This window comes from Pseudomonas sp. CFSAN084952 (assembly GCF_009648855.1).
GTDB lineage: Bacteria > Pseudomonadota > Gammaproteobacteria > Pseudomonadales > Pseudomonadaceae > Aquipseudomonas > Aquipseudomonas paracarnis.
The window spans coordinates 4,011,923-4,031,873 of the sequence record NZ_CP045767.1 but is presented as its reverse complement, the minus strand read 5'-3'; the positions used below and the strand labels follow the sequence as shown (position 1 = coordinate 4,031,873).

The window sequence follows — 19,951 nt, the reverse complement described above, 5'->3', positions numbered from 1 at the left end:
TTTTCGAGGACCTGAATCATGTTGAAAGGCTACGGGGCCGTCATCCTCGATGGCGCATGGTTGACGCTTCAGCTCGCCTTGTCGTCCATGGCCTTGGCCATTGTTCTGGGTCTGATCGGGGTCGCGCTACGCCTGTCGCCGGTACGCTGGCTGGCTTGGCTGGGCGACCTGTACTCCACGGTGATCCGCGGGATCCCCGACCTGGTGCTGATCCTGCTGATTTTCTACGGCGGTCAGGACTTGCTCAACCGCGTCGCGCCGTTGCTGGGCTTTGACGACTATATCGACTTGAACCCCCTGGCCGCCGGTATCGGCACCCTGGGTTTCATCTTTGGCGCTTACCTGTCGGAAACTTTCCGTGGCGCCTTCATGGCCATTCCCAAGGGGCAGGCTGAAGCCGGCCTGGCGTATGGCATGAGCAGCTTCCAGGTGTTTTTCCGGGTGATGGTGCCGCAGATGATTCGGCTGGCGATCCCCGGGTTTACCAACAACTGGCTGGTATTGACCAAGGCCACCGCGCTGATTTCGGTGGTGGGTCTGCAAGACATGATGTTCAAGGCCAAGCAGGCGGCAGACGCCACCCGCGAGCCTTTTACCTTCTTCCTCGCAGTGGCGGCGATGTACCTGGTGATCACCAGCGTGTCGTTGCTGGCCTTGCGTTACCTTGAGAAGCGCTACTCGGTAGGCGTAAGGGCGGCTGATCTATGATCTTCGACTACAACGTCATCTGGGAGGCCATGCCGCTGTACCTTGGCGGCTTGCTGACCACCCTGAAACTGCTCGCTATCTCGCTGTTCTTCGGCCTGCTCGCAGCCTTGCCCCTGGGCTTGATGCGCGTGTCCAAGCAGCCGATCGTCAATGGCGTGGCCTGGCTTTATACCTACGTGATCCGCGGCACGCCGATGCTGGTGCAGCTGTTTTTGATCTACTACGGCCTGGCGCAGTTCGAGGTGGTGCGCGAAAGCTTCCTGTGGCCGCTGCTGTCCAGTGCCACGTTCTGTGCGTGCCTGGCGTTTGCCATCAACACCAGCGCCTATACCGCCGAGATCATCGCCGGCAGCCTCAAGGCCACGCCTAACGGTGAAATCGAGGCGGCCAAGGCCATGGGCATGTCGCGCTACAAACTGTACCGCCGCATCCTGTTGCCGTCGGCCCTGCGCCGTGCGCTGCCGCAGTACAGCAACGAAGTGATCATGATGCTGCAGACCACCAGTCTGGCCTCCATCGTCACGCTGATCGACATCACCGGTGCCGCGCGCACGGTGAACGCCCAGTATTACCTGCCGTTCGAAGCCTATATCACCGCCGGCGTGTTCTACCTGTGCCTGACCTTCATCCTGGTGCGCCTGTTCAAGTTGGCCGAGCGCCGCTGGCTGAGCTACCTGGCTCCACGGAAGCACTGATATGGAACGTATCGATCATCTGCTGCCCTGGGGGCATTTGGGCTGCGAACGCCAACTGAGCGTGTTTCGTTTCGGCAGTGGCGAGCGCAAGGCCTATATCCAGGCCAGCCTGCACGCCGATGAATTGCCGGGTATGCGTGCCGCGTGGGAGCTGAAAAAACGCCTCACCACGCTGGAACAGCAGGGCGCCCTCAACGGCGTGATCGAGTTGGTGCCGGTCGCCAACCCGATGGGGCTCGGCCAGTTGTTGCAGGGCAGCCACCAAGGGCGTTTCGAAGTCGGCAGCGGCAAGAATTTCAACCGCGATTTCGTCGAACTGAGCGAGCCGGTGGCCGAGTTGCTGCAAGGCAAGCTGGGGGACGACCCGCACGCCAATGTGCGCCTGATTCGCCAGGCCATGAGCGATACACTCACCGCCTTGCCCGAGCCGAGCAGCCAGTTGCAAGGCATGCAGCGTATCCTGCTGAGCCATGCCTGCACCGCCGATGTGGTGCTGGACCTGCATTGCGATGCTGAGGCAGCGCTGCATATGTACGCGCTGCCCCAGCACTGGCCGCAGTGGCGTTCGTTGTCGGCACATTTGAATGTGAAGGTCGGCCTGCTGGCGGAGGATTCCGGCGGCAGTTCGTTTGACGAGGCGTGCTCGTTGCCGTGGCTGCGTTTGTCGCGCCTGTTCCCCGAGGCGCAAATTCCGCTGGCCTGTCTGGCGACGACGTTGGAATTGGGCGGCCAGGCCGACACCGGCCGTGATGAAGCCATCTTCCACGCCGAAGGCATCCTTGCGTTCCTCGCCGAACAAGGCTTGATCAAGGGCGAGTGGCCCGCGCCGCAACACGAACCTTGCGAAGGTGTGCCTTTCGAGGGCACCGAACTGCTGTTCGCGCCCCATGCCGGGGTGATCAGTTACCTGCGTAAAGCGGGCGACTGGGTAGAAACCGGCGACGAGATTTTTGAAGTGATTGACCCCCTGACTGACCGCGTAAGCACTATTTGCGCGGGCACCTCGGGGGTGTTGTTTGCCGTTGAACGGCTACGTTATGCCCAAGCGGGTTTCTGGCTGGCCAAGGTGGCGGGGCGCGAAGCGCTGCGTCACGGGCGCTTGCTCAACGACTGACCACCTGTTTTTGTGAGAACCGACCGCATGTACAAGCTTGAAGTCCAAGACCTGCATAAACGCTATGGCAGTCATGAAGTGCTCAAAGGTGTGTCCCTGGCCGCCGCCGCCGGTGATGTGATCAGCATCATCGGTTCCAGCGGTTCGGGCAAAAGTACCTTTTTGCGCTGCATCAACCTGCTGGAGCAGCCCCACGCCGGCAAGATTTTGCTCAATAACGAAGAGCTGAAACTGGTGGCCAACAAGGACGGCGCCATGAAGGCTGCCGACCCCAAGCAGTTGCAGCGCATGCGTTCGCGCCTGTCCATGGTGTTCCAGCATTTCAACCTGTGGTCGCACATGACCGCGATTGAAAACGTGATGGAAGCCCCGGTGCACGTGTTGGGCATATCCAAGAAAGAAGCCCGCGAGAAGGCCGAGCATTACCTGGCCAAAGTCGGCGTGGGCCATCGTAAGGATGCGTTCCCCGGCCACATGTCCGGTGGCGAGCAGCAGCGCGTAGCGATTGCCCGTGCACTGGCGATGGAGCCTGAGGTGATGCTGTTCGACGAACCTACTTCTGCGCTGGATCCGGAGCTGGTAGGCGAAGTACTCAAGGTGATGCAGGACCTGGCCCAGGAAGGCCGCACCATGGTGGTCGTGACCCACGAAATGGGCTTTGCCCGCGAAGTGTCGAACCAATTGGTGTTTTTGCACAAAGGCATCGTTGAAGAGCGTGGCAACCCGCGGGAAGTGCTGGTGAACCCGCAGTCGGAACGGTTGCAGCAGTTCCTCTCTGGCAGTTTGAAATAATCAAGACTGCTTTTGTGCACCGGGATAGTGCATGCTCCGCAGTCTTGAGGTAAGCCCCGATCCCCTGTGGGAGCTGGCTTGCCTGCGATAGCGATGTATCAGCCAATGATGTGTTAACTGACCCACCGCCATCGCAGGCAAGCCAGCTCCCACTGTTGATCTGTGTTTGTTTTGGGATTTGTAGTTGATTACGGGCTAGCATTGGCCCACAGCTTCTTTCACCGTTTTCGCTCCGGATAGCACTCCATGACCGCCCACAAAATTGGTTTCCTGATTTGGCCCAGCACAAAAGCCCTCACGCTTGCGCTGGCTGAGGAGGCCTTGCGCGTTGCCCAGCGGGTGCATCCGGATGTGATCTACGAGTTGTCGTTCCTGCTCGCCGAACCCGCAGTCGCAGGTGCCTGGCAACTGCCGGGCGAGCCGTGGGCCGGTAAGCTGGAGGGTTTTCAGAAGTTGTTCCTGTTGGCCGACGAACCGCCGACGGTCATCGCTTCGCCACTGAGCTCCGCGCTCAAGCAGCTTGTTCGGGCGGGGTGTGTGATCGGCGGCTTGTCAGCGGGGGTGTACCCGTTGGCCCAACTGGGCCTGCTCGATGGCTACCGCGCCGCCGTGCACTGGCGCTGGCAGGACGATTTCGCCGAGCGTTTCCCCAAGGTCATCGCCACCAGCCACCTGTTTGACTGGGACCGTGATCGCCTGACCGCTTGCGGCGGCATGTCGGTACTTGACCTGCTGTTGGCGGTATTGGCCCGTGACCATGGCGCCGAGTTGGCCGGTGCTGTGTCTGAAGAACTGGTGGTGGAGCGCATCCGCGAAGGCGGCGAGCGCCAGCGTATCCCGCTGCAAAACCGCCTGGGCTCCAGCCACCCTAAGCTGACCCAGGCGGTATTGCTGATGGAGGCCAATATCGAAGAGCCGCTGACCACCGACGAAATCGCCCAGCACGTGTGTGTTTCACGACGACAACTTGAACGCATCTTCAAGCAATACCTCAACCGCGTCCCCAGCCAGTATTACCTGGAGCTGCGCCTGAACAAGGCGCGCCAGATGCTGATGCAAACCAGCAAGTCGATCATCCAGATCGGCCTGTCCTGCGGCTTCTCTTCGGGGCCGCATTTTTCCAGCGCCTACCGCAATTTCTTCGGCGCCACTCCTCGCGAAGATCGCAACCAGCGTCGCAGCAGCAGCCCGTTCGAGTTGTCGTCGGTGCCTTCCGAGCGCGGGTGAGCTGCGTCTATTCTTCTCCCTCTGTTTCGGATGACGTCGCAGAGCGTGAGCTGGAGCGGTCTGGCGCGGGTTGTCGGGCTTGCGCTACATCGAAATCCACTGCCGTGCGGTTGTAATAGCGACGCAGAATGGCAAGTGCTACGGGTGAGAAGGGGTTGTCGCTCAGGTCAAAGCCTGCCGCTGAGTCCGGGTCTACTTCAAGCAGGTCCGTGGGCAACTCGGTGATGTGGTTATCGCTCAGGTTCAGTTGGGTGAGCGACGTCAGGTTGAACACCCCGTGAGGCACCTCGGTAAGCCTGGTGTTTTCCATCATCAGGGTTTCCAGGCCGGACATTTTGCTGACGTCGGGCGTCAGCGCCAGCGGGTTATCGCTCAGGTCCAGGTACTCCAGGTCGTGCAGGTCGCTCAAGGCGGCGACGCTGTCAGGGGTCAGTCGCAGATTGCATTGCGTGAGGCTGAGTGTGGTCAACTTGGGCAGCTTGAAGACGCCAGCGGGAATGTCTTGCAGGGCATAGCGGTGGATCAGCAGGCTTTCCAGATTGGGGAAACGTTCCAGAAAACCTTCGGGTATCGAGGTGGTTTCCTGTGCCCTCAGCTCCAGCTTGGAAATATGCTTGAAATCCACATTCAGTCTTGGCAGGTCTCCCCACAGCGGCAAGGTCAATGTCATTTGATGGGACTGCGTCAGCGGGTCATGGCTTAAGTCCAGGCTGGTTTCACGCCGCCAGCCTTGCTCCAGCAGAGCGCGGATTTGCGCTCGAATGAGTTGTTGCTGTGGGCGAATCTGTTCATCCATGGGCAGGTTCGTGACGGGGTGGCTCTCAGGCACATCCACCACCCATTCCTGCAGGTCGGCTTGCAAGCGTTCGTAGTCGGCCTTGAGGCGCACGAGATTCGCCATCGAATCATCCAGCCCGCCCGGTAGCCTGAAGATAAATTGATTGGCCTCGGGAACGTTGTAGGTCGGGTAAAGCGCTTGGACCAGGCGAACCTCATCTGGATTGGCTTGGACGCCAAAATGTTCCCCGGTGCTCTGGCAGTAGGTTTTTATCCGTTCCAGGGTTGCGCGCGTCAGCGGGTTGCCGGAAAGGTCGTAGGCCTTGGCAGCACTGGCGGGCAACGAATACAGGGCTTCTGGCAGCCTGCGCAGGTTATTGTGGCTGAGATTGGCGTTTGCCAGCCGAGGCCGATTGAGCAGGCCTGTGGGAAAGATGGAAATACCGCAGTGGCTCAGGTTGAGTGTTCGCAGGTTGGCCATGTTTTCGAAATTGGGCGCCAGCACCAGCGGGTTGTGGGACAGGTCAAGGGTATGCAGCTCGGTCAGGTTGGCCAGGGCTGCTCGGGTTGGGGTGGTCAGGTTGAGTGCGCAGCCGCGCAGTGTCAGCGCGTTAAGGTGGGTCAATGCACTGATTTCGCCGGGCAGTGTTCTGAGGGTCATGTCGCTGATGGCCAGTCGGCGCAATCCGGGGAAAGATGCCAGGAAGCCCGGCGTGCCGCGGGTGGTCAAGTAACCCTGGAATTCCAGGGTAGTGATGTGCCCAAGGCGGGTATCGAGCGCGGGCAGTTCCCCATAAATGGGCTGGTTGAGTTGCAGCAGGTGACCGTTGTCATAAGCAGGGTCTACGGGGGTGTTGTGGCGCCAGGCGCCGATCAGTTTTTGTGACCAGAGAAAGCGATTTTGCTGTTCCGCAGCAATCCGCCAGCGGCTCAACGGTAAATCTGTACCGACAAGGGTCTGCGGCACATTCTGCTGCCATGTCCGCAGGTTGGTTTCCAGTTGCGAGAACTCTTTCTTCAGAAATTGAAGGGTACCCCAAGGTGTGCCGGGATCGTTTTGCATGGCGGCGAGTACGGCCGTCACCTGGCTGGGGCTCAGTTGTGGGTACAGGGCATGCAACTGACTCTCCAGCGAGACCCCTTCGCTGCTGCCAGCGGTGACCGGGCTGGCGTCGTAGCCCTCCATGCCGCCGGGTAGGCGCACCAATGTCGGGTCATAGGACGGTTTGAGCAGCGGAACTTCGGCCAGCAGGGCGCCAAGTTCGTCATGTGCCAATGTGTGTTGGCGCAAGGTTTCTCTCAAGTGCGGGCCTTGGCCTATCTGCATAGCCAGTGCGTCGCGCTGTGCATCGGGGAGTGCCTGGAGCACGGCGGTGTAGAAATCGGTTTCACCAAGCAGGGTGCCCTTGCTGTCTTCGGGAATGTAATCGCCTTCGATGGTGCGCAGCAGCAGGCGTCGGATGGGCGCCTGGGCGGGGCCGATAGCGTCGCGCAGGTGACCATCGCGCTTGAAGTCGCGAACTTCCAGACGCACCTGAGGCGACCAGCCCGGCAATTTTTCCAGGGAGTGCAGGGCGAGTCGATGGGTGTCGCCGCTCTCCAGCGCACCCATGTACAGGCCTTCATAGGCCCGGCTGATTCTGACCTGATGGGCCGCCCAGCGTGCGCGTTCGACCAGGTGCGAAGGCAGCGTGCCCTGGTCGATGTCGAGCAAGTCCTGGCCGTGGGCACTGAGCAGGACCTCCTCGGCCGCGCTGACGGGCAGGCCCGGTGTGCTGTCGATGAGCTTTTGCACGCGCGCATCGGTGGTCAGCTCCAGGCCTCGATAGCGCGCGTCGAACATCGAAGCGCGTTTATCCTCGGCTCTGCGTGCCAGCTGTTTGCGCAGCTTGGCGGCGCGCACATGCAGTTGGGGGGGCGGGCTACCGAAGTCTTCCTCCAGCACAGTCTTGCGCTCTGACTCGTCGAGGGTTTCCAGCAGGGTCTTGAGCAGGTCGCCGTTGTTCATCTGCGCTTCATGAATTTGCGCTACCGCCGCATTTTCCCTGCCTGGGTGTTCCCATACGGTTTCGCCTTTGGCATTCAGAAAGCGCAGGGTCTTGGATTCCGGCCACAGGCCGGTCTGGCTAAGCAGCCAGAGTTGGGTTTGCGTGTCGGCTTTTGCGTAAACCAGTGGGTCGTCGCTGTTCATCTGGTCGATGAAGTCTTGCAGTTGCTGGTCGATATGGATGCGCTTGAGGCTGTCGGCCAGCAAGGGCGGTGGCGGTTGGCGGTCCATGTAGAGTTTGCGCAGGGCACCATCGTCGGTGCTGCTGATGCGCTGTGCCTGTTCCAGGCCGGTTTCGCTGAGAGCGTTGGCGGGCTCGCCGAGTCTGCGCAACAAGGTGCTGCGATGCCATGTCAGCGGGTGATCCAGTGGGGTTATCCAGGCGCCTTTGCCATTGCCGATAACGGGCGGTTGGTAGGCATGCGCATGGCTTGGGTGCGCCAGCACGGCGTTGCCCGCTTGTTGCTTGACGGCAAAGTGTTGCCCTTCAAGGGGCAGGATCTGCTTGTCCCCGTAGGCATGCAATCCATCGGCCTTGGGGCGCGAGGCGGTGGGCAATTGGAGGTCGTGGGCGTAGGGGCTCAGGTCCGGGTTCCACAGGCGCGTTTTGCCGTCGTCCGAGCTGACCGGATGCAGGCGCTCGAAAAACGCCCAGACTTCCCGAGGCAGTGCCTGGCGTAGCAGCCCTTCGGCAATCGGTGCGCCGACCGCGAACATACCCAATTGCACCATTTGCTCCAGGGTCGACATCAGGTGCCCGAACGCCTGGCGCTTGAGACCCTCGGCCCAATCGACGATGCCTTCGAATACGTCATCGAGCAGTTGATAGGCGGTGTAGCCGAGCATCAGTAAGCCCAGGGGGGGAATGAACGGCGTGGCGATGAAGGCGGCGATTTCGAGCAGGGCCTTACCGATTTTCTGCACGATGGCCCAGCGCTGCCAGCGTGCCTTGCTGTCGGCGTCGGCGGTGGACACGGCGATGCTTCGCGCGTCATTGAGCAGCTTATTGAGTTTGGTTTCATAGAGGTGTTCGTACAGCTCGCCCGTGATTTTCGTCGCGTGCAACTGCAGGTTGGGGTTGGCCACAGGTTCGGCGCGCCAGGTCGGCCTGGGATCGCCGGGGACGGGGTGATGCCAGGTAACCTGGGACAAGCGGTTATGCAGGTTGGCAAAGAAGTAGGCGCGGTGCTCGTGGCTTATAAAGCGGCTGAAGAATGCCTGGTAATCGGCATCGCGCAATTTGCGGATCAGGTCTTGAATGAATGCGATGCCATTTTGGTAATACTTGAGCGGTGCCTGTGGGTCGCCGGGAATGTACGCCACCACGGGCACTGCGCTGTGGTGCAGTTCCAGGTCTGCGGCGAACAGCACAATGCCGGCCAGTGGTGCGTCCATCAGGCTCAGGTCGTGGCTGAGCAGCGTCTTACCGTCGAGTGTCAGGCCGCTGATGCCTTTGAGTTGAGCCTGGAGCGTGCGTAACACCCGCTCGCTGCCGTCCTTTTTCAGGCGCGCCAGGTGTACGGCAGTTTGGGCATCGGCTTTGAGGCTCTCGATGACAGTGCTGCGCAGCGAAGCCTTGCGTTTGGCATCTTTGAAGCCGAAAAATGTCTTGAGGTAGTTCTGGTATTGCGCACCGATGTCCAGTTCACGGCACAGCCCGACGAAGGTCTGGATGCTGACTTTGCTGTTCACTGAGGGCAGGGTGTCGAATTGCCCGGTGGTGGTGGGTTGGGTAATGAAGCTGGAGTCCGCGGTGAAGGCAGTTTTCTCGCTTTCTGCTGCGTCGAAGTTATGCAGCGCGGCGTCCACCAACGACACGGTCCAGACTTTGACGCCGCCAGTTTCTATAGGAAACAGTGGGATCGTCAGGGGCGCATACAGGCGCAGATGGGTGGTGCGGACATCAATCTCCACGCCCCATCTTGTCTTGAACGCCTGTTGCAAAAGCGGCGCGGCGAAGGCCTGCGGTGTCTTGAGGTCGGCCAGGGCCGTGTCTACTTTGTTTTGCGCGGCCCAGCTCTGCTCCACCGCCTGTTTGAGCGGCGCGTGCTGCTGGCGGCTGGCGTCTGCCTGCCAGTTGGCAATGTCCAGTGGCGCATTCTTCAAGGCTTGGCGCTTGTCATCCGAGGCGCTTGCCAGCCAGGCCGGCAGGCGTGTGTGAAACCCGGGGGGTACTTGGGTGGCGGCGACTGCGAGGCGCTGGCTGATGGTCGTGGGGTAGGGCGTGGGCACGAGGCTGATCCTTCAGTGGGAGTGAGTCACTGTCATCACAGCAAGCCTGATGGGTTCACGGGCAGCAGATAGTTAAGGCATTAGGCGAAAATCAGCGGGCCGTGCCTCTGCCTCTCACTGAACGCAGCGTTTACACTGCGCCATTGCGATGCAATATGTCGCATTGCCGTAAACCCGCGTAAAACCGGGGTTGGCGCTATAAGAAGTTGTCGCTTGGCGACAAGGTGGCGCTGAAAACTGTCCTTACAATCCCTGCATCGCCCGCCAGTTCCAGGCAGGCGTTCCTCTTCAGGAGACTCCGATGTCCGTTGAGCAAGCCCCGGTGCAACGTGCCGATTTCGACCAAGTGATGGTGCCCAACTACGCACCTGCTGCCTTTATCCCTGTACGTGGCGCAGGTTCGCGCGTGTGGGACCAGGCCGGTCGCGAGCTGATCGACTTTGCCGGCGGCATCGCGGTCAACGTATTGGGCCATGCGCACCCGGCGCTGGTCGGTGCACTGACCGAACAGGCCAACATGCTGTGGCATGTCTCCAACGTGTTCACCAACGAGCCGGCGTTGCGTCTGGCCCACAAGCTGATCGACGCCACCTTTGCCGAGCGCGTGTTCTTCTGCAACTCCGGCGCCGAAGCCAACGAGGCCGCCTTCAAGCTGGCCCGTCGCGTGGCGTTCGACCGTTTTGGCAGCGAGAAGTACGAGATCATCGCCGCGTTGAACAGCTTCCACGGCCGTACCCTGTTCACCGTCAACGTCGGTGGCCAGTCGAAGTACTCCGATGGTTTCGGGCCTAAAATCACCGGCATCACCCACGTTCCTTATAACGACCTGGCTGCGCTGAAAGCGGCAGTAACCGATAAGACCTGCGCCGTGGTTCTGGAACCGATCCAGGGCGAAGGCGGTGTACTGCCGGCCGAACTGGCTTACCTGCAAGGCGCTCGCGAGCTGTGCGACGCCCACGACGCACTGTTGGTATTCGACGAAGTGCAAACCGGCATGGGCCGCACCGGCCACCTGTTTGCCTACCAGCATTACGGCGTGACGCCAGATATCCTCACCAGCGCCAAGAGCCTGGGCGGCGGCTTCCCGATTGCGGCGATGCTCACCCGTGAAGACTTGTCCAAGCACCTGGTAGTCGGCACCCACGGCACCACCTACGGCGGCAACCCGCTGGCGTGCGCGGTAGCGGAAGCGGTGATCGACGTGATCAACACCCCAGAAGTGCTGGCGGGTGTGAATGCCAAGCACGACCTGTTCAAGGCGCGCCTGGAGCAGATCGGCAAGCAGTACGGCATCTTCACCCAAGTGCGTGGCATGGGCTTGTTGATCGGTTGCGTACTCAGCGATGCCTTCAAAGGCAAGGCCAAGGACGTGTTCAACGCGGCCGAAAAAGAGAACTTGATGATCCTGCAAGCCGGCCCTGACGTGGTGCGTTTTGCACCGAGCCTGGTGGTGGAAGAGGCGGACATCAATGAAGGCCTGGATCGTTTTGAGCGTGCTGTGAAGACGTTGACGCAAGCCTGATAGCGACACATTTTATTGGCCGGACCTGAACAAATGTGGGAGCTGGCTTGCCTGCGATAGCATCACCTCGGTGCCGTTGATATACCGAGTTGCCTGTATCGCCGGCAAGCCAGCTCCCACATGGATCTGCTTACACATTGAGACCGATGTGTATCCGGGGCCTGTGTCCGGCATTTTTTCCTCTGTGAGTTTTCGAGTTAAGGAGTGACACCATGCTGGTGATGCGCCCCGCGCAAATGGCTGATCTGGGCGAGGTACAGCGTCTGGCTGCGGACAGCCCGATTGGTGTCACCTCCTTGCCGGATGATGTGGAACGCCTGAGCGACAAGATCGCGGCCAGCGAAGCGTCCTTCGCGGCCGAGGTGAGTTTCAACGGTGAAGAGAGCTATTTCTTCGTGCTGGAAGACACCGAGACCGGCAAGCTCGCCGGCTGCTCGGCTATCGTAGCCTCGGCCGGTTACTCCGAGCCGTTCTATAGCTTTCGTAACGAAACCTTCGTGCACGCCTCCCGCGAGCTGAAGATCCACAACAAGATCCACGTGCTTTCCCAGTGCCACGACCTTACCGGCAACAGCCTGCTCACCAGCTTTTATGTGGTGCCTGAGCTGGTCGGTTCGCCGTGGTCGGAACTCAATTCCCGTGGCCGACTGCTGTTTGTCGCCAGCCATCCTGAGCGCTTTGCCGACTCGGTGGTGACCGAGATTGTCGGCTACAGCGACGAGAACGGCGATTCACCGTTCTGGGATGCCATTGGCCGCAACTTCTTCGACCTCAACTACGCCGCCGCCGAGCGCCTGTGCGGGCTGAAAAGCCGTACCTTCCTCGCCGAGTTGATGCCGCACTACCCGATCTACGTGCCGCTGCTGCCGGACGAAGCCCAAGAGGCCATGGGCCAGGTGCACCCGCGTGCGCAAATCACCTTCGACATCCTCATGCGTGAAGGCTTCGAAACTGACCATTACATCGACATCTTCGACGGTGGCCCGACGCTGCACGCCCGGGTCTCGGGCATTCGCTCAATCGCCCAGAGCCGCGTGGTGCCGGTGAAGATCGGCGAGATGGTCAAGGGCGTTGGCCGCCAGTACTTGGTGAGCAACGCGCAGTTGCAGGATTACCGTGCGGTGATGCTGGAGCTGGACTACGCGCCCGGCAAACCGGTGACCCTGGACCTGGCGGCAGCCGAAGCGCTGGGTGTTGGTGAAGGCGCCAGTGTGCGCCTGGTTGCGGTTTAAAAAGAGAGTTTCGCGGGTGGCTGACAACAGCGGCCCGTTCGAGGAGATAGCATGATCGTTCGTCCCGTACGCAGCAGCGATTTACCGGCCCTGATTGATCTGGCGCGCAGCACTGGCACCGGTCTCACCACCTTGCCGGCCAACGAAGAGCGCCTGACCCACCGGGTGGGCTGGGCGGAAAAAACCTTTCGCGGCGAAGCCGGGCGCGGCGATGCCGACTACCTGTTCGTGCTGGAAAACGACGAAGGCCGCGTGGTGGGAATCTCTGCCATCGCTGGCGCCGTTGGCCTGCGCGAGCCGTGGTACAACTTCCGGGTTGGGCTGACTGTCAGCGCTTCCCAGGAACTGAATATCTACCGTGAGATACCGACGCTGTTCCTGGCCAACGACCTCACCGGTAATTCCGAATTGTGCTCGTTGTTTTTGCATGCCGATTACCGCAACGGCCTCAACGGTCGCATGCTCGCCAAGGCGCGCATGTTGTTTATCGCCGAGTTCCCGCAACTGTTCGGCAACAAGATCATTGCCGAGATGCGCGGTGTGTCCAACGATGCTGGGCGTTCGCCGTTCTGGGAAAGTCTGGGCCGGCACTTCTTCAAGATGGAGTTCAGCCAGGCCGACTACCTCACCGGCGTGGGCAACAAGGCGTTTATCGCCGAGCTGATGCCCAAGTTTCCGCTGTACAGCTGCTTTCTCTCCGAAGACGCGCGCAATGTGATCGGCAAGGTCCACCCGGACACCGAGCCGGCCCTGAGCATGCTCAAGAGCGAAGGCTTCAGCTACCAGGGCTATGTGGATATTTTCGACGCCGGCCCGGCGGTGGAATGTGAAACCAGCAAGATCCGTGCGGTGCGCGACAGCCAGTCACTGGTGTTGGCCATCGGCACGCCGGGGGACGACGCCACGCCGTTCCTGATCCATAACCGCAAGCGCGAAGAATGCCGTATCACCGCCGCTCCGGCCCGTCTGGCGGCAGGTACCCTTGTGGTCGATCCACAGACCGCCAAGCGCCTGCAGCTGGTGGTGGGTGATCAAGTACGTGCTGTTGCGTTGTCTGCTGCTCGGGAGTCCAAATAATGAATTCGTTGTATATCGCAGGTAGCTGGCTGGCTGGCCAGGGTGAGTTGTTTGAATCGCGCAACCCGGTGACCCAGCAAGTGCTGTGGGCTGGTAACGGTGCCAGCGCTGAACAGGTCGAATCCGCCGTGCAGGCTGCGCGTCAGGCATTCCCGGCATGGGCCAGGCGCCCGCTCGAAGAACGCATCAGCGTGCTGGAAACCTTCGCCGCTACGCTTAAAAGCCGTGCCGATGAAATCGCCCGCTGCATTGGCGAAGAAACCGGAAAGCCCCTGTGGGAGTCGGCCACTGAAGTCACCAGCATGGCCAACAAGATTGCGATCTCGGTGCAAAGCTACCGCGAGCGTACCGGCGAGAAGAGCGGCCCCCTGGGCGACGCCACCGCTGTGTTGCGCCATAAACCCCACGGTGTGGTGGCGGTGTTCGGCCCTTACAACTTCCCTGGGCACTTGCCCAATGGGCACATCGTCCCGGCGTTGCTGGCGGGCAATACCGTGCTGTTCAAGCCGAGCGAGCTGACCCCCAAGGTCGCCGAGCTGACCGTACAGTGCTGGATCGAAGCCGGTTTGCCGGCGGGCGTGCTGAACCTGCTGCAAGGCGCGCGGGAAACCGGCATCGCCCTGGCGGCCAACCCAGGCATCGACGGCCTGTTCTTTACCGGCTCCAGCCGCACCGGCAACCACTTGCACCAGCAATTCTCAGGGCGCCCCGACAAGATCCTGGCCCTGGAAATGGGCGGTAATAACCCGCTGGTCGTGGACGAAGTCGCGGACGTGGATGCGGCGGTGTACACCATCATCCAGTCGGCGTTTATCTCGGCAGGCCAGCGTTGCACCTGCGCGCGCCGCTTGCTGGTGCCGCAAGGTGCCTGGGGCGATGCCTTGCTGGCGCGCCTGGTGGCGGTGAGTGCGAGCATTGAAGTGGGCGCTTTCGATCAGCAACCGGCGCCGTTCATGGGTTCGGTGATCTCCCTGGCTGCGGCCAAAACCTTGATGCAAGCCCAGGAACTGATGTTGGCCAATGGCGCCGTGGCACTGCTGGAGATGACTCAGCCTCAGGCTCAGGCCGCTTTGTTGACCCCTGGCATCATCGACGTAACCGGTGTGACGGAGCGTGAAGATGAAGAGCTGTTTGGGCCGCTGCTGCAGGTGATCCGCTATGCGGATTTTGCCGGTGCCATCGCGGAGGCCAACAACACCCAGTACGGCCTGGCCGCTGGCCTGTTGTCGGACTCCGAAGCGCGTTACCAGCAATTCTGGCTGGAAAGCCGCGCCGGCATCGTCAACTGGAACAAGCAGTTGACCGGCGCCGCCAGTACTGCACCGTTCGGTGGTGTCGGGGCGTCGGGCAATCATCGCGCCAGTGCCTATTACGCGGCGGATTATTGCGCGTACCCGGTGGCGTCGCTGGAGACGCCGAGCTTGGTCGTGCCAGCCACGCTGACCCCCGGCATAACGCTGAAGTAAGGGTGACACCGATCTAATGTGGGAGCTGGCTTGTCGGATCGCCGCATCGCTGCGATGGCATCACCTCGGTTTGGCTGAAAGACCGAGTCGACTGCATCGCAGGCAAGCCAGCTCCCACACTGGGTCGGGTTAACAGATATAGACCTGCAGTTGATGCCTATAAAAACAGATGTTCGTGGAGCCTCGCCGATGAAATCCTGTGAAGTCAATTTTGACGGTCTAGTGGGGCCGACCCATAACTACGGCGGTTTGTCCTTCGGCAACGTCGCGTCCCAAAGCAACAGCCAGCAGTCTTCCAACCCGAAGGAAGCGGCGTTGCAGGGCCTGCAGAAAATGAAAGCCCTGATGGACATGGGCTTTGTGCAAGGTGTATTGGCGCCCCAGGAGCGCCCGGATGTAGCCGCCTTGCGCAGCTTGGGTTTCAGCGGCACCGACGCCCAGGTAATCCAGCAGGCTGCCAGGCAGGCTATGCCTTTGCTGGTAGCGAGCTGCTCGGCATCCAGCATGTGGGTAGCCAACGCCGCCACCGTCAGCCCAAGCGCCGACACCGCAGACGGCCGCGTGCATTTCACTGCCGCCAACCTCAATTGCAAATACCACCGCAGCATCGAGCACCCCACCACCAGCCGCGTGCTGGGGGCGATGTTCGCCGATGGCAAGCATTTCGCTCACCACGCCGCCTTGCCGGCCGTGGCGCAATTTGGCGATGAAGGCGCGGCCAACCACACGCGTTTCTGTCGTGAGTACGGTGAGGCGGGCGTCGAGTTTTTCGTCTTCGGCCGTAGTGCTTTCGACCCTCGTTACCCGGCCCCGCAGAAGTACCCGGCGCGCCAGACCCTCGAAGCCTCCCAGGCCGTTGCGCGCCTGCATGGCTTGAAGGATGACGGTGTGGTCTACGCCCAGCAGAACCCGGCGGTGATCGACGCGGGTGTGTTCCACAACGATGTGATCGCGGTGGGCAACGGCGAAGTGCTGTTCTATCACGAGGATGCGTTCCTCAACACCGAGCAGATGCTCGCCGAACTGCACGGCAAGTTGGGCAAGCTGGGCGGCAACTTCCAGTCGGTGTGTGTGCCTCGCGCGTTGGTCAGTGTCGAGGACGCGGTGCGTTCCTACCTGTTCAACAGCCAGTTGCTGACTCGTCCTGATGGTTCGATGCTGCTGATCGTGCCGGAAGAGTGCCGCGCCAATGAGCGCGTGTGGCAGTACCTGCAAGGTCTGACCGCTTCCGGCGGGCTGATCCGCGAAGTCAAGGTCTTCGACCTCAAGCAAAGCATGCAAAATGGCGGCGGGCCGGCGTGCCTGCGCCTGCGCGTGGCGTTGAACGAAACCGAGCTGGCGGCCGTGAACCCAGGCGTTATCATGACCGCGCCGTTATACGAAACCCTGACCCAATGGGTGGGCAAGCACTACCGTGACAGCCTGCGCGAAACCGACCTGGCTGACCCGCAGTTGCTGCTTGAGTGCCGGACGGCATTGGATGAACTGACGCAAATCCTTAAACTGGGCTCGGTTTATCCTTTCCAGATCAATTAATGCCACACGGCTGAGATATTTTATTTATGACCGACACCCTGAAACTCATCCTTGAAGACACCGACGGCACCCAGCTGGAAACCTCCTGCACCCGCGTCGCCGTGGTCTGGCAGGGCAAGGAGATCTGGATCCAGCACGATGGCCGCGGCCAACTGCTGATTGGCGTAGACGTAGAAGAGGGCGACGCCGAGTACGCCAACCTGCTGATGCGCCCATTGGCCACCAACCTGATGAGCCTGCAACTGGAAATGGAACCGGCCGACGTTGAAGGTGACGACGACGATCATGTCCATGGCCCAGGCTGCAACCACTAAGGAAGCTGCTTATGCTCGCCCTCGGCAAACTGCTTGAACTGACCCTCGCCGGTCGTGAACCGGCGCAAAAAATTCAACTGACTGTCGACGGCGTGCAGATGCGCTGGCTCAGCGAAGGCGCGCTTGAAGTGCGCCCTCCTGAAGCTCTGGACAACGGCAGCGACTTGCTGCTGTCGTCCGGCATCCATGGCAACGAAACCGCGCCGATCGAATTGCTCGACCGCCTGTTGCATGGCATTGCCCGCGGGGAGATCAAACCCCGCACCCGTATTCTGTTCCTGTTCGGTAATACCGAGGCCATGCGCCGCGGTGAGCGTTACCTCGAGCTGGACGTCAACCGGCTGTTCAATGGCCGGCATGAACAAAACATCGGCCCCGAAGCCATGCGCGCCGCCGAGCTTGAGCAATTGGCCCGCAGCTTTTTCAGCCTGCCTGGCCGTTCGCGCCTGCATTACGACCTGCATACCGCGATTCGTGGTTCGAAAATCGAACAGTTCGCGTTGTACCCGTGGAAGGAAGACCGACAGCACTCGCGCCGAGAGCTGGAGCGCCTGAACGCGGCTGGTATGCAGGCGGTGCTGTTGCAGAACAAAACCTCGATTACCTTCACCGCGTTTACCTACGAGCAACTCGGCGCCGAGGCGTTCACCCTGGAGTTGGGCAAGGCCCGGCCGTTCGGGCAGAACGACGGTGTGGACGTGTCGCGCCTGGAAGCGCGTCTGAAGCAGATCATCGAGGGCAACGAGCCTGAGACCGGTAGCCTCGACGGCCTGCAACTCTTCGCCGTTGCGCGAGAAGTGATCAAGCACAGCGACGCCTTCCTGATGCACCTGCCCGCAGATGTGGAAAACTTTTCGGAATTGGAAAGGGGCTACCTGCTGGCCGAAGACGTGGCCAAGACCCGTTGGGTGATCGAGGAGGAGGGCGCCCGCATTATCTTTCCCAACCCAAAGGTGAAGAACGGCTTGCGCGCCGGGATATTGATCGTGCCCACCACGGATGCCGGCCTGGCCTGAGAGCCAAGTCTGGCTCAGTCCAATGTGGGAGCTGGCTTGCCTGCGATAACATCACCTGGGTATCACTGATACACCCAGGTGTCTGCATCGCAGGCAAGCCAGCTCCCACACTGGTTTGCGGTGAGGCTTGGATTTAGACCGCTACCGCACGCGGCTCGCTACGACGGATCGCGCGTACCTTGTGCAGGGTATCGGCGCAGGTGCGCGCCGCTTCCTGGCCCTTGTGCACGAAGTGCTCGTAGAAAAACGTGGTGTGCTCGCTGCCGGCATGGAAGTGGTGCGGCGTCAGGGACACCGAGAACACCGGCACTTCAGTTTCCAGCTGCACCTGCATCAGGCCGCTGACTACCGATTGCGCGACGAATTCGTGACGGTAGATGCCACCGTCCACCACCAGCGCGGCAGCGACGATGCCGGCGTAACGGCCGGTCTTGGCCAGCAACTTGGCGTGCAGGGGCATTTCAAAGGCGCCGCCGACTTCGAAGAAGTCGATGTCCGATTCCTGATAACCCTGGGCGATCATTTCGGCGAGGAAGCCTTTGCGCGATTGGTCGACAATATCCTTGTGCCAGCAGGCCTGGATAAACGCGACGCGCTCGCCGTGATGGTTTTTGCTTTTGCTGTCGATTGCGGTGGGTTGCATGTTCTGACTCCTGTTTAAGAAAAAAACAGGGCGTTATGAATCGAATGGGATTTAAGGGTACGCATGCGCAAACAAGCGCGCGGCCCTTAGGTGCCAATCCCGTTCTCTCTTCATCCGGACTATGACCGTCGGCCCCGGGATCACACCGGGTCTGCTGACCTCGTCGCCGTCCTGCCTGAGCAGTTCGAGGCGCCAAGCGCTCGCGGGCTATGCACATTGCGTGCAATTACCGCCGGTGGGGAATTGCACCCCGCCCTGAGAACGTTGCCACCAGAACCCTGGCGGCGCAGAGTTTTTAACATGGTTTTTCGAAAACTGCACGGCTGCCGTCTCGATAACTTATATCGGTTTGATTGGTTGGTATTCGAATGAATGCAATAGGGGCTTGATATTCCGTGGCTTTGCCCGCAGTAATCACACACAAAAGGACTTATCCACTCCGTTAGAGGCCCCCTTCATGACCGTGATCGACCTGCGCAGCGACACCGTGACCCAACCTACCCCCGGCATGCTCGACGCAATGGCCAGCGCCGTCAGCGGCGATGATGTCTACGGCGAAGACCCCAGCGTCAACCGCCTGGAGGCCGAGTTGGCCAAGCGCCTGGGCTTTGCCGCGGCGCTGTTCGTGCCCACCGGTACCATGAGCAACCTGCTGGCGTTGATGGCTCACTGTGAGCGCGGCGAGGAATACATCGTCGGCCAGCAGGCTCACACCTACAAATACGAAGGCGGCGGTGCGGCGGTGCTGGGGTCGATCCAGCCGCAACCCCTGGAAGTTCAAGCTGATGGCTCCCTTGATCTGAACCAAGTGCTTGCCGCCATCAAGCCCGACGACTTCCACTTCGCCCGCACACGCCTGCTGGCGCTGGAAAACACCATGCAGGGCAAAGTGCTGCCGCTGGATTACCTGGCCAAGGCCCGTGCATTTACCCACGAGCATGGCCTGGCCCTGCACCTGGATGGCGCGCGCCTCTACAACGCGGCGGTCAAGCTGGGGGTGGATGCGCGAGAAATCGCCCAGCATTTCGATTCGGTGTCGGTGTGCCTGTCCAAGGGCCTCGGTGCGCCGGTCGGCTCGGTGCTGTGTGGCTCGACGGCGCTGATCGCCAAGGCTCGGCGCTTGCGCAAGATGGTCGGCGGCGGCATGCGCCAGGCGGGCTCCCTGGCGGCGGCGGGGTTGTATGCTCTGGATCATCAGGTGCAGCGCCTGGCTGACGACCATGCCAACGCGCAATGGCTGGGCGATGAGTTACGCAAGGCCGGCTACAGCGTCGAGCCGGTGCAGACCAATATGGTGTATGTGCAGGTAGGTGATCAGGCGCAGGCGCTGAAGGCCTTTGCGGCCGAGCGTGGGGTCAAGTTGAGCGCCGCGCCGCGCCTGCGCATGGTCACCCATCTGGATGTGAGCCGGGCGCAGATCGAGCAAGTGGTGCAGACATTCGTCGCGTTTTCGCAGAAATGACAGTGCAGGCCGTCTAATTGACTGTTTCTATCACATAAACACGCTGTACCACCGGCAAAGGGCCGATATAATGCGGCCCTTTGCCGTCGCT

Annotated in this window: 15 protein-coding genes and 1 riboswitch; of the genes, 13 read left to right on the top strand and 2 right to left on the bottom strand. The window is 60.9% G+C overall.

Annotation, left to right across the window (positions count from 1 at the left end):
* Positions 1-18: 18 nt before the first annotated feature.
* The 5 genes from GH769_RS18270 (at position 19) to GH769_RS18250 (ending at position 4,536) form a co-directional block, all read left to right on the top strand.
* Positions 19-708: an ABC transporter permease gene (locus GH769_RS18270; RefSeq protein WP_003193627.1), complete on the top strand. Its 690-nt coding sequence runs from the start codon at positions 19-21 to the stop codon at positions 706-708.
* Complete coding sequence (locus GH769_RS18265; RefSeq protein ID WP_003193625.1) at positions 705-1,403, top strand: ABC transporter permease; 699 nt, start codon at positions 705-707, stop codon at positions 1,401-1,403. The genes GH769_RS18270 and GH769_RS18265 overlap by 4 nt, the downstream gene beginning before the upstream one ends.
* Position 1,404: 1 nt before the next feature.
* The gene (locus GH769_RS18260; protein ID WP_014719599.1) at positions 1,405-2,517 is read left to right on the top strand and encodes a succinylglutamate desuccinylase/aspartoacylase family protein; all 1,113 of its coding nucleotides are present in this window, start codon (positions 1,405-1,407) and stop codon (positions 2,515-2,517) included.
* Positions 2,518-2,544: 27 nt separating this feature from the next.
* Positions 2,545-3,309 carry an ABC transporter ATP-binding protein gene (locus GH769_RS18255; protein WP_014719598.1) on the top strand — a complete coding sequence of 255 codons (765 nt, stop codon included), beginning with the start codon at positions 2,545-2,547 and terminating at the stop codon, positions 3,307-3,309.
* Positions 3,310-3,555: 246 nt separating this feature from the next.
* Entirely contained in the window at positions 3,556-4,536 is a 981-nt protein-coding gene (locus GH769_RS18250) for a GlxA family transcriptional regulator (RefSeq protein ID WP_032903461.1), read from the top strand.
* A 7-nt stretch (positions 4,537-4,543) separates the two neighbouring features.
* Here GH769_RS18250 and GH769_RS18245 read toward each other — a convergent pair whose 3' ends face one another.
* A complete protein-coding gene (locus GH769_RS18245) occupies positions 4,544-9,592 on the bottom strand; it encodes a dermonecrotic toxin domain-containing protein (protein WP_032903462.1) in 5,049 nt (1,682 codons plus the stop codon).
* Between the two features lie 301 nt (positions 9,593-9,893).
* Between GH769_RS18245 and GH769_RS18240 the strand changes: the two genes are divergently transcribed.
* The 7 genes from GH769_RS18240 to astE all read left to right on the top strand — a co-directional run bounded on the left by GH769_RS18240 (position 9,894) and on the right by astE (position 17,755).
* Positions 9,894-11,114, top strand: a complete 1,221-nt coding sequence (locus GH769_RS18240; protein ID WP_153649871.1) for an aspartate aminotransferase family protein — start codon at positions 9,894-9,896, stop codon at positions 11,112-11,114.
* Between the two features lie 212 nt (positions 11,115-11,326).
* Positions 11,327-12,346, top strand: a complete 1,020-nt coding sequence (gene aruF / locus GH769_RS18235) for an arginine/ornithine succinyltransferase subunit alpha (protein ID WP_003175655.1) — start codon at positions 11,327-11,329, stop codon at positions 12,344-12,346.
* A gap of 51 nt (positions 12,347-12,397) precedes the next feature.
* Positions 12,398-13,423: an arginine N-succinyltransferase gene (astA, locus tag GH769_RS18230; RefSeq protein ID WP_003193612.1), complete on the top strand. Its 1,026-nt coding sequence runs from the start codon at positions 12,398-12,400 to the stop codon at positions 13,421-13,423.
* Entirely contained in the window at positions 13,420-14,889 is a 1,470-nt protein-coding gene (astD, locus tag GH769_RS18225; RefSeq protein WP_162236637.1) for a succinylglutamate-semialdehyde dehydrogenase, read from the top strand. Before astA ends, astD begins: the two co-directional genes overlap by 4 nt.
* A 189-nt stretch (positions 14,890-15,078) precedes the next feature.
* Positions 15,079-16,425, top strand: coding sequence for an N-succinylarginine dihydrolase (gene astB, locus GH769_RS18220; protein WP_032903464.1), 1,347 nt, complete (start codon positions 15,079-15,081; stop codon positions 16,423-16,425).
* Between the two features lie 26 nt (positions 16,426-16,451).
* Positions 16,452-16,739 (top strand): hypothetical protein, encoded by a 288-nt coding sequence (locus tag GH769_RS18215; RefSeq protein WP_003175651.1) that lies wholly within the window; start codon positions 16,452-16,454, stop codon positions 16,737-16,739.
* An 11-nt stretch (positions 16,740-16,750) separates the two neighbouring features.
* Positions 16,751-17,755 carry a succinylglutamate desuccinylase gene (astE, locus tag GH769_RS18210; RefSeq protein ID WP_014719592.1) on the top strand — a complete coding sequence of 335 codons (1,005 nt, stop codon included), beginning with the start codon at positions 16,751-16,753 and terminating at the stop codon, positions 17,753-17,755.
* Positions 17,756-17,888: 133 nt separating this feature from the next.
* On the opposite strand, the gene GH769_RS18205 is transcribed toward astE, so the two are convergent.
* Complete coding sequence (locus tag GH769_RS18205) at positions 17,889-18,398, bottom strand: 6,7-dimethyl-8-ribityllumazine synthase (protein WP_003193604.1); 510 nt, start codon at positions 18,396-18,398, stop codon at positions 17,889-17,891.
* 97 nt (positions 18,399-18,495) lie between these two features.
* A riboswitch (FMN riboswitch) is annotated at positions 18,496-18,665 on the bottom strand.
* Positions 18,666-18,855: 190 nt separating this feature from the next.
* Here GH769_RS18205 and ltaE point away from each other — a divergent pair.
* On the top strand, positions 18,856-19,860 hold the full coding sequence (gene ltaE / locus GH769_RS18200) for a low-specificity L-threonine aldolase (protein WP_014719591.1): 1,005 nt from the start codon (positions 18,856-18,858) through the stop codon (positions 19,858-19,860).
* The last annotated feature ends 91 nt before the right edge of the window (positions 19,861-19,951 follow it).

What these genes read in the sequence shown, in the direction of transcription:
- astE (WP_014719592.1), top strand. Translation starts at nt 16,751, where the DNA reads ATGCTCGCCCTCGGCAAACTGCTTGAACTGACCCTCGCCGGTCGTGAA.
- ltaE (WP_014719591.1), top strand. Translation starts at nt 18,856, where the DNA reads ATGACCGTGATCGACCTGCGCAGCGACACCGTGACCCAACCTACCCCC.
- astA (WP_003193612.1), top strand. Translation starts at nt 12,398, where the DNA reads ATGATCGTTCGTCCCGTACGCAGCAGCGATTTACCGGCCCTGATTGAT.
- astB (WP_032903464.1), top strand. Translation starts at nt 15,079, where the DNA reads ATGAAATCCTGTGAAGTCAATTTTGACGGTCTAGTGGGGCCGACCCAT.
- GH769_RS18270 (WP_003193627.1), top strand. Translation starts at nt 19, where the DNA reads ATGTTGAAAGGCTACGGGGCCGTCATCCTCGATGGCGCATGGTTGACG.
- GH769_RS18255 (WP_014719598.1), top strand. Translation starts at nt 2,545, where the DNA reads ATGTACAAGCTTGAAGTCCAAGACCTGCATAAACGCTATGGCAGTCAT.
- GH769_RS18205 (WP_003193604.1), bottom strand. Translation starts at nt 18,398, where the DNA reads ATGCAACCCACCGCAATCGACAGCAAAAGCAAAAACCATCACGGCGAG.
- GH769_RS18215 (WP_003175651.1), top strand. Translation starts at nt 16,452, where the DNA reads ATGACCGACACCCTGAAACTCATCCTTGAAGACACCGACGGCACCCAG.
- GH769_RS18260 (WP_014719599.1), top strand. Translation starts at nt 1,405, where the DNA reads ATGGAACGTATCGATCATCTGCTGCCCTGGGGGCATTTGGGCTGCGAA.
- GH769_RS18265 (WP_003193625.1), top strand. Translation starts at nt 705, where the DNA reads ATGATCTTCGACTACAACGTCATCTGGGAGGCCATGCCGCTGTACCTT.
- aruF (WP_003175655.1), top strand. Translation starts at nt 11,327, where the DNA reads ATGCTGGTGATGCGCCCCGCGCAAATGGCTGATCTGGGCGAGGTACAG.
- GH769_RS18240 (WP_153649871.1), top strand. Translation starts at nt 9,894, where the DNA reads ATGTCCGTTGAGCAAGCCCCGGTGCAACGTGCCGATTTCGACCAAGTG.
- GH769_RS18250 (WP_032903461.1), top strand. Translation starts at nt 3,556, where the DNA reads ATGACCGCCCACAAAATTGGTTTCCTGATTTGGCCCAGCACAAAAGCC.